This window comes from Acidaminococcus sp. AM05-11 (assembly GCF_003472805.1).
Lineage (GTDB): Bacteria > Bacillota > Negativicutes > Acidaminococcales > Acidaminococcaceae > Acidaminococcus > Acidaminococcus hominis.
On sequence record NZ_QRMX01000038.1, the window covers coordinates 1 to 15,754 of the forward strand.

Below are 15,754 nucleotides of genomic sequence, written 5' to 3' on the forward strand. Positions count from 1 at the left end.
GTTTAACTATATGCCAGTCTACTTTATTCATAGCATACCACCCTTGCAGAAGGCTTACTGAGCCACTACTGGTCAGCTGTCAACGAAAGGCTATTGCAGCGAATTTGGATGTGAGCGCAGCAGCTGCGTCCTACGGACTTGCTTTGCAGGCCGCTATCACAGGGGTCGTATATTCCATTTCTCAGCGGCACAGCCTTGAAAAATGGATACGATTCCCAAAGGGTTGGAGCTTTGGGCGCCCTTTGGGCGACTTGAGGTGAAAAGCGTAATGTGTGGTTTAAACTTCTATCGTCACCTTGCGGTGACACTTCCTGAGCGGTTCGCCGTACTCCAGTCAGTTTCGCCTACAGGGCTCACTTCCTGGACGGCTATCGCATGGACCTTATTAACCAAACAGCCACTTGCAGAATTTGTTGGGCTGTTTGGATGCGGCCGCAACGTTTGCAGGAAGCGTTCAGGGCCACCACTGGTCGTGTGCTTGCTAGGGCTAGTGCAGGAATGTAGGTAGTTGCCCCAACCCGGCATTGCTGGAGGCAATGCCGACCTTCCCCGCCTTGGAATGTTGTTGTGCGGAGAAGGCAGGCGGCCGGAGGCCGGAAATGATGGGGTTAAACCTCAGCCGTCGCCTGATTTCTGGAAAAACTTCTTCCGTCAGCCTATCGGCTGCCACCCCCTTCACGCTTGAAGGGGGCTTTAAAGGAAAATGCGACACCTTCTCAGTGGTTCGCTGCATTCCAATCAGCTGCGTCCTAACGGACTTGCTTCTTGGGCAGCTATCACATGGGTCGCGTATACCAAATATCTTTTGGGTAACTTGCGACGATATTTGGACGCGACCGCAACGCTTGCAGAAGGCTTACTAAGCCACTACTGGTCAGCTGCTAAAAAGGGGCTAGTGCTAAGAATTAGGTAGTGCATTAGCCCGCTGGGCATCTTGGTGGGGCCCATCCGAGGCGCTGTGCGCCCCACCTTCCCGCACTTCCGCGCCCCCTCTGCGCCTCTAATAGCTTTGGAATAGGCGCATCTCCCCCATTTCAGCCGTTTCCACGGCGAAATGGAGGAGACGAGTGTTGGTGCGGGAAGGCAGGCGGCCAGGAGGCCGCAAATGTTGGGGTGACCCGCTGGGTATGCCAATTTTGCTTTCTTGGAGGTATTTCTTCCAGCTGGCGACCATCACAAAGCTTTGGCACCCCGGTATTTTGACCTAATAGCAATTGCATATCGAATAGGAAACAAACCTGATTGAGGGTATTACCTCGGTCGGGTTTGTTTTTTTATGGGGTGGAAAGGGAAATTATATTAGGCTGGGAAAGTGGGAGTTTTATGGTACAGGGATTCTGCTATACTGAAAGTAATTGGAATTTTGCTGGGGCCAATGGAAAATTGTTGGTTTGAAGCGATTGTTGAAAGGAAATGGTGTAGGTAAGCACTGCGGGCAAGATATGCGAGTAAGAAATGCGAGTAAGAAATGCAACCAAGCAATGCAAACCAAGCGCTGCAAGCAGGGTTGTAAGTAAAAATGCAGGAAAGGTCTGCAAATTTAAAAGCAGGGGAAGGGATTTAAATGTCTGAGCTGGAAGGGGCGTTTATTCAGGTAATCTTGGAATCTTGGCGTTTTGCCAAGGGCTACTCAAAGTTGGTGGAGAAATTGGACCTGTTGGAGCGGCAGAAGTACCGGGGGCGGTATGACTGGTACCTGCGGAAGCTGCGGGAGCAGGCGGAAAGGGCGGGGTTTGTGCTGAAGGAATATGACGAGGGTACGGTCTATGACCCGGGTATGGCGGTAAAGGCGCTGAATGCGGACGAATTTCCGGAAGGAACGTCTCTTGTGGTGGAACAGATGGTGGAGCCTATTATTTTGCGAACAGATGGGCAACTTGTTAAGCTTGGAACTATTTTGGTGAGGGGGAAGGCATAATGGCTATTTATGTGGGAATTGATTTGGGGACGACCAACAGTGCAATTTGTACTTATGATGGGAAACATACGCAGGTGTGGAAGAGCCCGGAGCAAAATGATGTGACGCCGTCCGCCATTTATATTGACCGCCGGGGCAATACCCAATATGGGCAGCGGGCCTATAATGCGGCGCCGATGGCACCGGGGAACGCAGCTACGTTGTTCAAGCGATTCATGGGCACCAGCACCAAGATTGCTTTTCCTGCGGTGCATATCGAGAAGACACCGGAGGAATGCTCGGCGGAAATTCTGAAGGTGCTGTACGGGTATTTGTCCGGCAAGGTGGACGAGGCTGACATTCAGGGGATTGTGATTACGGTGCCGGCAGCGTTTAACCAGATGCAGAAAACGGCCACCATGAAGGCGGCGGAGTTGGCTGGCTTTAGCAAGGTTGCGCTGATGCAGGAACCGGTGGCGGCTGTCATGAACATCATGGAGCAGGAAAAATCCGATGGAACGTTCCTGGTCTACGACCTGGGCGGGGGAACGCTGGATATTGCCATTGCGGAAAGTGTGGCGGGGAAGGTAAACCTCATTGCCCACGGGGGCATTGCCATGTGCGGGGGACGGGATTTTGACCGGACACTGGTGGACAATGTGGTGAAGCCCTGGCTGCGGGAAAATTTCAAGCTGCCGGAGGAACTGCTGCAAAAACAGAACAACCGGCTGATGCGTATGGCGGCCTGGGCTGCGGAAAAGGCCAAGATGGAACTGTCCGCCAATGAAGAAGCCACTATTACTTTGTCGGAAATGGAGCTGAATGTCCGGGACCAGGAAGATGCGGAAGTCTATCTGGACATTCCCATTACCCGGAAGAGATATGATGCCTTGATCGATAAACGCATTAGGGAAACGGTGGAGGCGGCCCGGGAAGCCATTGGCAAGGCCGGTCTGCGGCCGGAAGATATTGCCAAAATTGTCTTTATTGGGGGCCCCACCAACTACAAGCCGCTGCGGGATAAGGTTTCCTTTGAGCTGGGCATTCCCGGCAGCACCGATGTGAACCCGATGACGGCGGTAGCGGAAGGGGCCAGCATTTTTGCGGAGTCCATTGACTGGAGCACAGCTGAGCACGCCAGAAAGGGGAACCGGGGCCAGGTGAATGTGGGTAGCGGCCTGGATTTGCAGTTTGTGTACATTGCCCGGACCTCCGATAATCGGACCAAGGTGGCGGCCAAGGTCCTGGGAGGCAATGTGCAGGGTATGCAGTTCCAGGTGGACAGCTTGGATACGGGCTGGTCCTCCGGCCGGGTGCCTCTGGAAAACGGCAAAATCGTGGAAGTGCCTCTGTCGGAAAGCGGGGACAATCATTTTAAGGTGTTCGTATTTGCTCCCAACGGGGGGCTGGTCCCCATTGAAAAAGACCAGATTACCATTACCAAGACGGCGGCTACCATTGTGGGCATTCCTGCTTCTCATTCCATTGCGGCCATTGTGCTGGACAAGGTGGGCGGGGAGCAGGTGCTGGACTTCCTGGTGAAGGCTGGGGAATCCCTGCCCAAGGAAGGGACGAAAATCTACCGGGCGGCAGAAACCCTGCGTTCCGGGGCCAATAAGTCCTTGAACTTCAACCTGGTGGAAGGGGAGATTGCCCACCCGGTAACGGACAACCGGCCCATTGGGTATTTGCAGATTACCGGGGACGATTTTGACGATGATGTGATTCCTGCTGGGGCGGAACTGGAATTTCACTATAAGGTACTGGATTCGGGGATGCTGGTGGCCTCGGTGGCGGTGCCCAGCATTGGAGCGTCCTTTGCGGCCAAGAATTTCTATACTACCGCAGGGAAGACGTCGGACTTTGGCAAGGCCTCGCCCAAGGTGGACGCAGATGCCAAGGAGCTGCTGCAGCGGATTGATACCTTGGAGCAGCAGGTGCAGGATCCCCTCTTGGAAGAAGCCCGGGAAAAGGCCGTGCAGGCCCGGGAACTGAACCACAGTACGGAAAGTGCGGAAGATGTGGGGGAAGCCTGGAACACCATTTATGAGGTGAAAAAGCTGCTGGCCCAGACCCGGGAACGGAATCTGACGAAAATCCGGGAAGGGGAACTGGCGGACAATGTCCGGGATTATGCCGACCAGATCCAGCGGTACGCCCGGCCCAGCGAACAGGCACGGTTTGAGGCGCTCAAGAAAAATGCCGAAAGCTGTCTGGAAAATCCCGATAATGAATTTGATTTGACCCTTCAGAAAATGAGCTCTCTGAAAGTGAATATCCTGTGGCGGCAGGATTGGTTCGTCGTAGGCATGTTTAATGAAATGGTAAAAAATCCGGGCCAGTTTACGGATCGGAGCAAATTCCAGGCCCTGCAAAAACAGGGTGAGCAGTTTAAGCAGCAGGACCGGATTGAACAGCTGCGCAATGTGGTGTTCGAGTTGTTCCGGCTGCTGCCCAGCCGGGGAGATAGCGGAGCTGTTTACCGGCTGGTGAATATTATTCGGGGGTGAGGAGATGCAAAACCCATGGCTTCCCAGGGGGTATCAGGTCCTGGGTACGGCTGCGGCTGAGCTCCTGATGGGCGGGCCCCAGTGGCAGCTGTACAGGACCGCTGCGGGGGACGTTCTGCTGCTGGCCCTGGAGGAGCTGGCCGGGCGCTGGCTGAAAAGCGGGCTGCTGCCCCAAAATCAGGGGGAAGCCGTTTCTCTGGGGCGCAGCAGGGCCTGGGCCTTTAGGGACAGCCGCATCGTTCCGTTGGAGAACTGTACGGAGGCCTGGGAACTGCCGGAAGTACTGGACCTATGCCGGGCCCTAAAGCGCAGCCGGCAGCTGGAAAAGGACGCTGGTTTTCAGGACGCCCTGTACCTGGAGCAGGCCGGAGTTCTGCTGCCCCTGTGGACGGGGCGCGTAGCGGTGCCCGATGCACAGGTGCTGGGGCGGGTTCTCACTGGGGGCGTGGACGTGGCGGTAACGGACTTTGCACGGCTGTCCGCCCTGTGCCCGGACCTGACCCAGGGGGCTTGGCAGGAACTGGTGCAGGCTGCGGGCCTTGCGGTGCCGCTGCCAGCCCAGCAGGCGGTGGAAGTCTCTCCGCAGGGGGCAGAAGGCTCCCCACAGGAAAGTAGAAAGTACCCGGAGGGGGACTTTGCGCTGCCTGGGCGGCCGCAGCTGGAGAAATTTTTTAACGAGCATATTATTGATCTTGTGAAGCATCCTGAAGCCTATAGAAGAATGGGCATCACGTTTCCTACGGCCGTACTTTTGTATGGCCCGCCGGGCTGTGGTAAGACCTATGCGGTGGACCGGCTGGTGGAATATCTGGGGTGGCCCCGCTATTCCATTGATTCCGCCAGTGTGGGAAGTCCCTACATCCACGAGACCAGCAAGCGGATTGGGGAGGTTTTTGCACTGGCTAAGGCCCACGCTCCTGCGGTGGTGGTCATTGACGAAATGGAAGCCTTTGTTTCCAGCCGGGACCGGGCGGGCAGCAATCTCCACCAGGTGGAAGAGGTGGACGAGTTCCTGCGGCAGCTGCCGGAAGCGGCGGCTCACCAGGTGCTGGTTCTGGCTATGACCAACCGGCTGGACCTGATTGATGCAGCGGTCCGGAGAACCGGGCGGTTTGACCATTTGGTGGAGGTGGGAATGCCCAGTGAGGCAGAGGTGGCGTCTCTGGTGCAGGCGCTCCTCAAAAAACGGCCGGTAAGCCCGGAGCTGGACACCCGGGAACTGGTACGCACGATGGCAGGGCGGCCCCTGTCGGATACGGACTATGTGATCCGGGAGGCGGCCCGCCTGGCTGCCAAAAACAAGAAGACGGAAATTGATCAGGCCTGCCTGAACGAAGCCCTGTTGGGGCGCCGGCAGGAATAAGCGATAAGAAAGCAGGGAAGAAAATGAGCTTATGGGAAAGTCCTTTTTACCTGCTCCAGGTAGCAACAGAGACCCGGAAGACGGCCATTCTCAGTGCAGCGGAGGAACGGGAGCTGCTCCAGGGGGATGGCACGGCCCGGGAACTGGCCAACCGACTGACCAATCCTGGCCTGCGGCTGGAAGAGGAAGTGGCCTGGCTGCCCGGGGTCAGTGCCCAGGAAACGGCGTCCATTTTGCAGCAGGTAAAAGCAGCCCCGCGGAAGGAGCCCCAAAGTGCAGCCCTCAGCAGAAGCAGTGACCTGTACTGCGCCAAGGCCAATGTGCTGGCGCAGCGGGTGGCAGAGGAAGGGCCGGGGGCAGAAAACCTGACGGATATGGGGCTTTTGATGCAGTATACGGAGCGTATTGTCCCGGAAAAATTAATGGAACAGATCAACCAGAACCGGCGGGCGGCGGGGCTTCCGGCCGTAGAGTCGGTGGCCAAAGTGAAGCAGGCCCTGGAAAAGCAGCAGCGGGAATGGGTGAGGCTGTGCAAACTGGCTTTGGACCGGTATCAGTCCGAACATATCGGACTGGGGCTGGGGATGCTGCTGGAGCTTTTGACCAAAAAACGGTCCCAGCGGGCACCCCAACTGGCCTACAGTCTGGTAGATGCCTACGAGGTGGAGGCCCAGGGCTTTTTTGCCGCGGCTACGCCGGCGCTGCGGGAGCTGGTGCGCTACACCAGCAAACGGGCAGGGGAAGACGTTTCCCAGGTGGAGCTGGCCTATTTGCTGGGGCATTTGCTGCGGCTGACCTATACCTGGGAAAAGCTTGCCCAGCCGTTGGAACTGGCCAAGGAAAGCCGGCTGCAGGATGACCGGCAAAGCCGGCAGGTGGCGGTGGACCTTTGCACAATCTCTGCCAAGCTGCTGATGGCGGCTGCCCGGGAACCGGGGACCAAACTGGTTTTCTGGGCGGATGCGCTGATTTTTTTGGCAGGGCTCAAGGTGATCGCCTTGGACGGGGATTTTCTCCAGAACCGGGCCCGGAATGAACTGGCGGCTTTACAGAAGCTGACGCTCTCCGGGGTCAGTTTGCCTAGCCGGAAGGCAGCGGTGGCGCAAACCCAAGGGGTAATTTTTCAATTTATGCAGCAGAAACAGCTGCAGGGGAATATGACCCAGGAAATCCAGGAAATTGTGAACACGCTCTAAAGGGCCGGCAAAGGAGAGAACGCAGTATGGCAACGGGATTTAAAGGCTTGAATGATCTGGGAAAAGTACTGGCGGCCCAGGAGAAGAGCATTATGCGTAACGCTCAAAAGCGAGCCTTGGAGGATCGGCAGACTGCCGGGAATACGCAGCAAACCCAACTGGCGGCGAGGGGGACGGCACCGGTGGCTTCCAACGCCGGAGCGGGTGCCCCAAGCAGGGGACTGGGGACCAAGCCTGCGGTGAGGGTCCAAAAGCGGGTGGATTACGATGATGATGAGCCCTTGTTGTTTCGGGTGGTGTGGAAATTTATTGCTTTCTTAGCTGGTGCACTTGTCCTACTATGTTGTTTGGGCCTGTTTTTTGGAGGTATAGCACATCATGCAACTGAGTCTCAGCAGCAGAACGTGCAGCAGCAGAAATCGGCGCCCAAAGCTGCACCAGCTCCTAAAAAAGATGAGTATGCAGCTTTCCACAAGATGGTTGGCAATATGCATTTTTATGATGCGCAGGCCGATAATTTGGCAGCAAAGGTAGATCATTATCAGGGTGACCTAGGAAGAGCAGAAAATCTTTATGATGAAGCGGTCAGAATCGCAGACTCAGTAAAGGCGTTACAGAAAGAACTGGATGGTATCAAATGCCCTTCGAAAAATGATAAGATTCGCTTGAACAATCTTTTGGTTCTTATCAATAATCGGGTTGTAGGAAGAGCCAATGCCATTGCAGCAGCCAGCAAGGGACAAAGCCCTGTTGGGGAATTTGCCAAAGGGAGACAGGCAAATGCGGATTTTCAGGCAGAATTGAAAAAATCCAAGTTTTGAAGCCGAAAGAAAATGTGCAGGAGCAAACTTATAGAAGCTGGTGGGGCTTCAGTTGTGCATAAGCAGCAGCCGACTGAGTATAGCAAACAGTAAAGCAAGGGGGTTTCAGACAAGTTCCGAAGGCCCGCAAAAGGGGGGAGAGCAGCATGGCAACGGGATTTAAAGGGTTGAACGACCTGGGAAAAGTACTGGCGGCGCAGGAAAAGAGCATTGTGCAGAGTGCCCAAAAGCGGGCCTCGGAGGAGCGGCAGGCTGACGGGAATACGCAGCAAACCCAGCTGGAGGCGAGGGGAACGGGATCTGCGGCAGTAAGCGCTGGAGCGGCTACCAGCAGGGGACTGGGGAACAAGCCTGGGGTGAGGGTCCAAAAGCGGGTGGCTTACGAGGAAGATGAGCCTTGGGCGTTTCGGCCCCTGAGGAACTTTACGATTTTTGTGGCTGCGTGTTTTGTACTGATGTATGGGGTTATCAGCTTTTATGGACCTGAGCAGGATTATGGCTCTGAACCCCAGCAGAAGACCGTGCAGCAGCAGAAACCGGCGTCAAAACCGGCTCCGGCACCAGAACCGAAACCGGAACCAGAGCCCACGCCAGAGCCGGATCCAGCGCCGCCCCCTAACCCGTTTCCGCCGCTGGAGCAAACCCTGCCCCAGAACGGGGTGGAGCTCCCACCGGCCGAGCCTGAACCGTCGTCGCCCCAAACGTATTTTGAGTTTGACGGGTATGTGGATACGCTGGAGTCGTTGAACCGGGAAGCAGAGGACCTGGCGTTTGAGATGGATTTCAACCAACCCTGGAAGTATGCCGATATAGAGCGCTGGTATGCCCAGGCAGAGGATATTGCGGACCGGGCGCTGCGCTGCCGGGATGATCTGGATTTTGTGGATTGCCCTTCCGAGGAGGCCCGGGCGGAATTGCAGAACCTGTTTGTGCTTGTGAACAATAAGGTGGTGAACCGGGCCAATGCCCTGGGCGCCTACAGCCAGCAGCAGTCGCCGAATCTGGACCTGTGGGACGCGGAAGATGCGGATAACCAGTACAGGAATCAGTATGATGATTTTAGTTTGGAGTATGAGTATTGAAGGGGTAGATAACAAGCCATTGGTGCGGTCAGCGAACTGTTGGTGTGGACGGGCCCATCCCCCTTCCTAGCGTCAGACACCTTCCCGCACTTCCGTGCCCCCTCTGCGCCTCTAGTAGCTTTGAAATAGGCGCATCTCCCCCATTTCAGCCGTTTCCACGGCGAAATGGAGGAGACGAGGGGTGCGGGAAGGCAAGCGGCCGGCGGCCGCAAAAACTGGAAAATACCTGATTAAACTTTTGCACTGCCTCTGCCAGTTCTTTTCTGAGAAAACTCTGCTATAGCTGAAAATGTTGCAATAAAAAACTTGCGAAATCTCGTTTGGGTTCGCAAGTTTTTTCGTTATGCAGGGTTAGTAAGTAGTGCATATTTGCAGGGGTTGTAAGTGGTGTTTGTATGCAATGTTTATGTGCAGTGTACGTAGGATGGTGTCTGCGGCTGTCAGGGGCGGGGTGGTTTATTGGGCTTTGGGGCGTTCTTTTTGATTTGTTCGTGGTAGAAGTAGTTGACCAAAAGGGGTGGGGCGTCAAAGGGGCGGGTGAGGCTGTCGTCATTTCTTACGTAGTCCAGGCCGGCTTTTGCGGCGTAGGCCCTGCATTCCTGGTCCAGGGCTTCCCAATAGCTTTTGACGCCTTTTTGGTAGATTTCCTGGTATAGGGGCAGGAGGTGGGGATATTGCTTCTCGATATAGCGGAGAATGGTGGTTTTGTAGCTTCCCCGGAGGTTCAGGTTTTCCAGCCAAATCAGCTGACAGTGGTCTCGGGCGCGTTCTATAATGGCTTTTACATCGGTGATGCCGGGGAAAATAGAGGAGATAAAGCAGGTGGTGCGGATGCCGGCCCGGTGGAAGGCTTCCATAGCGGCCAGACGGCGTTCTATGCTGGGGGCCCGGTCCATGGCCTTCTGGAAGGTTTCGTCCAGGGTGTTGATGGACCAGGAGACCCGAGCGTCCGGAAAGGTTTTAATCAGGTCCAGGTCCCGGAGAATCAGGTCGCTTTTGGTGGCAATGGAAAGGCGGGCGCCGCTGCCCTGGAGCTGGGTGAGCAGGGCCCGGGTACGGCCGTATTTTGCTTCTTCGGGCAGGTAGGGGTCGGTTACGGAGCCCAGGAAGATTTCTTTGCCGGCGTATTTTTCGGGGTGCTTGAGCTCAGACCAGTATTTCACGTCCAGGAAGGTGCCCCAGGGCTCGGGGTGGCCGGTGAAACGTTTCATGAAGGAGGCGTAGCAATACAGGCAGCCGTGGGTGCAGCCTACGTAGGGGTTGGCGGCGTATTCGCAGACGGGCAGGTTGGATTTGGAGAGGATGCTTTTGACGGGGATTTCCCGGAGAAGTAGGGTCATGGGGGAGGCTCCTTTCTGGAAAGCAATAAACGGTATTTCTCTCAGTATAGCATAGCTGCTGTGGGTTTCAGGGGAAAAGTCTTGACAGGAGGGAAAATTTGGAATACCATAACCCTAGAGAAGAAATGTAATAAATTACATGACAATAAAATTAAAGGAGGCAGCAGTATGCTTGCAGTATTTGCCAAATGTATTGTACAAAAAGGTCAGGAAGGGGAATTCTTGAAGCTGGCCCATGCGCTGGCGGAAAAAAGCCGGGAGGAAGCAAAGAATGTCAGCTATGATGTGCTGACGGATCCTCAAGGCACGGACAATGCCTATTATTTCCTGGAAAAATGGCAGGACAAGGCGGGGCTGGACCTGCATATGCAGCAGCAATATTTTGTGGATACCATTGCCGCTGTGGGCAAAATCTCCGAAGGGGACCTGGAAATTCACCTGTACGAAACGGTGTGAGGACCGTGACGGAAGAAAAGATCCGGAAATCACCAAGCTGCTGGGCAGCGAAACCTGGCTGCGCATTCTCCAGTGGCTGAAGGCGGCGAATCAGAATTTTCCGCCGCCCAGCTGCGAAGGGACGGGGTCTGCGGCCAGGGCTTTCAGGAGAAGGCGGACCGGGCTGTTAACCTTCCCGCGGTGGGGGAAGTGAACCTATTAGCGGCGCAATGAGGCTGGGATTCAGGCCTAGGTGGAGCATCTTGGAAAGCAACTGTAGAAATACTGAAAGAAGGCTTAGTATGGGACTTTTACGGAAAACGGCTCTTTTGCTGGGGCTGACGGTATGTTTGGCAGGGACGGGCATGGCCTCTGCGGCGCAGGCGGAAAAGGCACCTTCTGGTCTCCGGTATTTTATGCAAAAGCCGGGGGTAAAGGGCAGCAGTACGCCCTACGGCAATAATCTGAAGCAGGGCCATTATATCCAGGCCGGGGACGCCAAGCTGTACTACGAGGTGTACGGGACGCCCGAAACCGGGTCCCCAGTTTTCGTTTTTCATGGGGGCGGGGTGGGTACGCCCTACGAAATGGGCGGCCTGATTGATAAGCTGCGCCCCAACCATCAGGTGATTGTGGTTTCTACCCGGGGTCACGGCCGCTCGGAAATAGGCCACACGCCGCTTACCTATGAGCAGAAGGCCCAGGATATGCTGACGGTGATGCGCACCGTCACTAGGCGGCCGGCCACCCTGCTGGGGTTCAGCGATGGGGCCTATACGGCCTATGAAGTGGCGGTGCTGGCGCCCCAGGCGGTGGACCGGCTTGTGGCCATCGGGGCGGGGACGCTGAAAGCGGGGTACTTCAAACCGGGACTTACGGTGGAAGACCTGCGGAAAACCGACCCGGCTTTTGTGGAGCAGCAGCTGGGGCTGATGCCGGAGCCGGAGCGGTACCAGGAATTTCTCACCAACTATATGCAGTTCTGGAGCAAGCTGCACGTAGGGAAGGAGACCTTTGGGTCCATCCAGTGCCCGGTGCTGCTGATCGTAGGGGACGAGGACGACCATGCGCCGGTGGCGACGGTACTGGAAGCCCACCAGCTGCTTCCCAACTCCCGGCTGTGCGTAGTGCCCAAGGCCTGGCATACGGCCTTTTTGGACAACTTCCAGGTAACCTGGGACGCCATCCACCCCTTTGTGGAGGCGGAGCGCAGCAGTCTGGTGTCCAGCAAAAAGCTGCCTCAAAATAACCAGTAGAAGCCATAGGCCGAGGAACAGAAAGCGCTTGTCCCCCGGCCTTTTCTATGGTATGATACATCACATCGGGAATGAAGTTCTCCCACGGCAATTGCCGAAACCGCGTAAAGCTGACGACTTCTGCACAGGCAGAGGGGACGTCGGCTTATTTTTTTCTAAGGCGGGCAAGAAACGAAACTGAAGGAGGCTTTCATGCGCAAATATCTATTTGTCGGGTGCGGCGGGTTTCTGGGGGCCCTGCTGCGGTACTGGGTGAAGGGGCTTTCCCTTGGCCAGCTGCCGGAGGTGATTCCCCTGCACACCCTGGGCATCAACGTACTGGGGGCTTTTCTCATTGCCCTGATTTCCACGGTGGCCTACGAGGTCTGGGAGTTTGACGGGGATCTGCGGCTGGGGCTGACTACGGGCCTCTTGGGGGCGTTTACCACCTTTTCCACCTTGTGCAAGGAAACGGTGAACCTGTGGCGGGCCGGGCAGGAAAATCTGGCGCTGTCCTATGTAGGGCTGAGTATTTCCCTGGGGCTTCTGGCGGCTTTTGCCGGCGTGGTGCTGGCCCGGGGGCTGGGGCTCCTGCGGCAGCGGGACTAAGGAGGAAGCGATGGACTATTTATGGGTAGGAATAGGCGGCGTGCTGGGGGGACTGTGCCGGTTCCAGGCTGGGCGCTCCATTTCTCAGCGGGCGGACACGGATTTTCCCCTGGGGACGTTTTGCATCAATCTGGTGGGGGCACTGCTCCTGGGGCTGCTGTCCAGTTTGGAGGCGCCAAAAACGGCGTACCTGCTCTTGGGTGAGGGCTTCTGCGGGGCGTTTACCACTTTTTCCACGTTTATGTACGAGGGCTTTGGACTGCTGCAAAACCGGGATTCCCGGAATGCGGTGCTGTACCTGGGGGGTACGGTGGTGCTGGGGCTGGTGGGCTACTGTGCCGGCTATGCCCTGGGGAGCTAGAAGGAGGAGTAACTATGCAAACAGGCGAAGCTTGTGAAATGCTGAAAATCTACGTAGGGGACGATGCCCGCTGGGAAGGCCACAGCCTGCATACGGCCCTTTTGCGGAAGCTAAAGGAGCTGGGGGTGGCCGGGGTGACGGTTACCCGGGGCATTGCCGGCTATGGGGAGGGGAAGGCCATCCATACGGAACGGCTGCTGACCCTCAGCGACGACCTGCCCATTGTCCTGGAAGCGGTGGACCGCAAAGAGAAGATCCAGGAAGTGATTCCTGTGCTTCAGGAAATGGTCACGGAGGGGCTGATGCTGGTGACGGAGGTCACTGTGCTCCACTATGGGAAGAAGCGGGACACTTTGTAAAGCAGAAAATGTGTAAGTGCCGGAACTTCGGAAAAAATTTGCCGAAATTCCGGTACTTTTGTATAATGTAAGGAAAGAGGTTACGATAAGGTTAGAGAACAAAGTCGAGGTACAATTATGCAGATATCTACCAAATTTACCATTGCCATCCACGTGCTGACGGCGGTGGAATATTTTTCCAAGGATTATAAGGTGACCAGCGAATTCCTGGCGGGCAGCGTAGGCAGCAATCCGGTAATTATCCGGAACATCATGCTCCAGCTGAAGGACGCCGGGCTCATCGAAATCAAGCGGGGGCCGGGGGGCATCCACCTGTTAAAGCCCTTGAACGAAATTACATTCCTGGACGTGTACAAAGCCGTGGAAACCAGCAGCCACGAGGACCTGTTCCGCTTCCACGAAAATCCCAATCCCCAGTGTCCGGTAGGGCATAACATTCATGACAGCCTGGACAATATCCTGCACCAGATCCAGGCGGATTTTGAGGCGGATCTGGCCCGGCACAAGGTGGGGGAAGTGTACCGGAAGGTACTAAAGGATTTGGGTATGGAAAAGTAGAAAAGAAATGGGAAAAAGAAAAGGGAAAAAGAAAACTCTGCCGTTTGGGCCATAAGGAGGCCTGGACGGCGGAGTTTTTTTGTGGGGGTGCAATTTGTATACGTTCGTATAATTGTCAAGACGTGGTCTTGCTGTTATGCTAAAAATGGTATTTTATGCGTCTGGCAATGTGGCCAGTGATTTGCAGAAAAGAAAGTGGGGATGCAGGATGGGAAAACGGGATAAGGTTAAGGCTTTTGCGGTATTAGCGGCAGTATTGGGTACGGGGGCTGTGGCTATGCCTGTGTGTGGGGCGGCAGATATTATCGGGAAAAGGGTACTTGTTGAGGGTACGCTTCCCAGAGCGGCCTATGGGGGACAAGCGGTGGAGGCTGGGGCCAGTGCGCTGGGTAACACGCTGACCCTTTCTGAAACGGCGGAGGTGCTGGGGATTGCCTACGGGGGCTTTTCTCTCTCGGGATCTGCCCAGCAAAATACCCTGGAAATTGCTCCCGGCAGTGTAGCGGCTGTAGAAGTCTACGGGGGGCACGTAAGCCGCGGCACGGGAACGGCCGCAGGGAATGCGGTGCGTATGAACGGCGGGCTGGTGAAGGGAGATTTATACGGTGGGTATACGGCTGCCGGAACGGCCCAGGGCAATCAGGTATTTCTCAGCGGCAGTGCCGTGGTAGGGGAGGAGTACGAAGAGGAAGGCAATGTGTACGGGGGCGTCAGTTACAGCGGAGCGGCGCTGGATAATCAGGTGACGCTGGAGGCTGGCAGCTATGTGTACAATTCTGTTTCCGGGGGTCAGGTCAATGGGGAGGAAAGCAGCGGCGCAGTTACGGGTAACCAGGTCCTGATGACCGGGGGAACGGTGGCTACCGACCTCCAAGGGGGCCTGTCCTTTGGCAGCGGCAGGGTTTCCCAGAACCGGGCAGTGCTTAGCGGCGGCACAGTAGAAGGCGGTGTGTACGGCGGTTATGCTGGGGCAGGCCAGGCGGAGGAAAACGTGGTGGAGCTCCAGCAAGCAGTGGCCGTGGGCAACGGTGTGTACGGGGCCTGGGTCAATGCCGGGGACGGTTGGGCCCGGAACAACCAGGTGCAGATGACCGGCGGCACGGTGGAAGGCAGTGCGTATGGCGCACTACTTGCGGGAACGGGGACGGCCCAGGGCAATCTGGTAAACCTTGGGGGCGGAATTGTAAAAAGCAGTGCCTACGGTGCTTACAGCCTGCAAGGGGCTGTAGTGGGCAATACCCTGACGCTGGGGGGTACGGCGGTGCTGGGAAACGCAGCTGGGCTCGAGCCCTTCGGGGTGGTGAATCCCGATGCCGGCGGCTATGGCGGCTATACCCTGAGCGGCGCAGCTGAGGGTAATGTGCTGCAGCTCCAGGACAATGCCCTGCTTTGGGGACATGGGGCAGGGGGCTTTGTTGGAGAGGACTCCTCGGAGGCAGTTACCGACAACAAGGTGCTGGTCACCGGCAGTGCAGTGGTAGGGGCCGCAGGCGGCAAAACCCTGGCCGGCGGCTGGTCCTGTGGGTCCGGCAAGGTTACGGGCAACCAGGTGGTGGTCGTGGTGGTCCAGGGCGGCACGGTGGCCGCAGCTATTTACGGGGGTCTGGCAGCCAGCGGGGACGCGCTGGACAACACGGTAGTAATCTCCGGCGGCACGCTGCAGGGGGACCTTTATGGAGGCTATTCTGTGTCGGGGTCGGCACTGAACAATCAGGTGAATATTTTCGGCGGAACTTTTGGTGCCGGCAGTGCGTTGTACGGCGGCGCCTTAGGCTCTGCCAATCAAGAAGGCACCAGCAGCGGCAATACCCTGAACTTCTTCACCAAGGGTGTCGCGGTAAAGCAGGTGGCGGGTTTTCAAAAGCTGAATTTCTACGTGCCGGCTGGCACCAAGGCCGGCGAAACGCTGCTGACGGTGACGGAGGCCGTGGATTTAAGGCTCTTCACGTTTTATTGTGGGATGGCAGATTTCTGCCATCCTTCTTTTA

At 56.4% G+C, this 15,754-nt stretch carries 13 protein-coding genes, 1 pseudogene and 1 riboswitch; of the genes and pseudogenes, 13 read left to right on the forward strand and 1 reads right to left on the reverse strand.

Annotated features, from left to right (window positions below; all coding sequences use genetic code 11):
* The first annotated feature begins 1,564 nt into the window (after positions 1 to 1,564).
* From DW089_RS10395 to DW089_RS10420, 6 genes are all read left to right on the forward strand, one after another.
* A complete protein-coding gene (locus tag DW089_RS10395) occupies positions 1,565 to 1,918 on the forward strand; it encodes a hypothetical protein (RefSeq protein WP_118287252.1) in 354 nt (117 codons plus the stop codon).
* Positions 1,918 to 4,407 (forward strand): Hsp70 family protein, encoded by a 2,490-nt coding sequence (locus tag DW089_RS10400; protein ID WP_118287253.1) that lies wholly within the window; start codon positions 1,918 to 1,920, stop codon positions 4,405 to 4,407. The genes DW089_RS10395 and DW089_RS10400 overlap by 1 nt, the downstream gene beginning before the upstream one ends.
* A 4-nt stretch (positions 4,408 to 4,411) precedes the next feature.
* Positions 4,412 to 5,770: an ATP-binding protein gene (locus tag DW089_RS10405; RefSeq protein WP_118287254.1), complete on the forward strand. Its 1,359-nt coding sequence runs from the start codon at positions 4,412 to 4,414 to the stop codon at positions 5,768 to 5,770.
* A 23-nt stretch (positions 5,771 to 5,793) separates the two neighbouring features.
* Positions 5,794 to 6,966, forward strand: a complete 1,173-nt coding sequence (locus DW089_RS10410; RefSeq protein ID WP_105325369.1) for a hypothetical protein — start codon at positions 5,794 to 5,796, stop codon at positions 6,964 to 6,966.
* A gap of 26 nt (positions 6,967 to 6,992) precedes the next feature.
* Positions 6,993 to 7,787: a hypothetical protein gene (locus DW089_RS10415; protein WP_105325370.1), complete on the forward strand. Its 795-nt coding sequence runs from the start codon at positions 6,993 to 6,995 to the stop codon at positions 7,785 to 7,787.
* Between the two features lie 146 nt (positions 7,788 to 7,933).
* Entirely contained in the window at positions 7,934 to 8,869 is a 936-nt protein-coding gene (locus DW089_RS10420) for a hypothetical protein (protein ID WP_105325371.1), read from the forward strand.
* 440 nt (positions 8,870 to 9,309) lie between these two features.
* Here DW089_RS10420 and DW089_RS10425 read toward each other — a convergent pair whose 3' ends face one another.
* The gene (locus DW089_RS10425; protein ID WP_118287255.1) at positions 9,310 to 10,209 is read right to left on the reverse strand and encodes a radical SAM mobile pair protein B; all 900 of its coding nucleotides are present in this window, start codon (positions 10,207 to 10,209) and stop codon (positions 9,310 to 9,312) included.
* 168 nt (positions 10,210 to 10,377) lie between these two features.
* Between DW089_RS10425 and DW089_RS10430 the strand changes: the two genes are divergently transcribed.
* The 7 genes and pseudogenes from DW089_RS10430 to DW089_RS10460 form a co-directional block, all read left to right on the forward strand.
* A complete protein-coding gene (locus tag DW089_RS10430) occupies positions 10,378 to 10,665 on the forward strand; it encodes a putative quinol monooxygenase (protein WP_105325373.1) in 288 nt (95 codons plus the stop codon).
* 281 nt (positions 10,666 to 10,946) lie between these two features.
* The gene (locus DW089_RS10435; RefSeq protein WP_105325374.1) at positions 10,947 to 11,900 is read left to right on the forward strand and encodes an alpha/beta fold hydrolase; all 954 of its coding nucleotides are present in this window, start codon (positions 10,947 to 10,949) and stop codon (positions 11,898 to 11,900) included.
* Between the two features lie 58 nt (positions 11,901 to 11,958).
* Positions 11,959 to 12,030, forward strand: a riboswitch (Fluoride riboswitch).
* Positions 12,031 to 12,092: 62 nt separating this feature from the next.
* Entirely contained in the window at positions 12,093 to 12,488 is a 396-nt protein-coding gene (gene crcB / locus DW089_RS10440) for a fluoride efflux transporter CrcB (RefSeq protein ID WP_105325375.1), read from the forward strand.
* 10 nt (positions 12,489 to 12,498) lie between these two features.
* Positions 12,499 to 12,849, forward strand: coding sequence for a fluoride efflux transporter CrcB (crcB, locus tag DW089_RS10445; RefSeq protein ID WP_105325376.1), 351 nt, complete (start codon positions 12,499 to 12,501; stop codon positions 12,847 to 12,849).
* Between the two features lie 14 nt (positions 12,850 to 12,863).
* Positions 12,864 to 13,208, forward strand: a complete 345-nt coding sequence (locus tag DW089_RS10450; RefSeq protein ID WP_105325377.1) for a DUF190 domain-containing protein — start codon at positions 12,864 to 12,866, stop codon at positions 13,206 to 13,208.
* 117 nt (positions 13,209 to 13,325) lie between these two features.
* Entirely contained in the window at positions 13,326 to 13,766 is a 441-nt protein-coding gene (locus DW089_RS10455; RefSeq protein WP_105325378.1) for an Rrf2 family transcriptional regulator, read from the forward strand.
* Between the two features lie 208 nt (positions 13,767 to 13,974).
* A pseudogene (locus DW089_RS10460) lies at positions 13,975 to 15,754 on the forward strand (hypothetical protein); the annotation flags it as partial.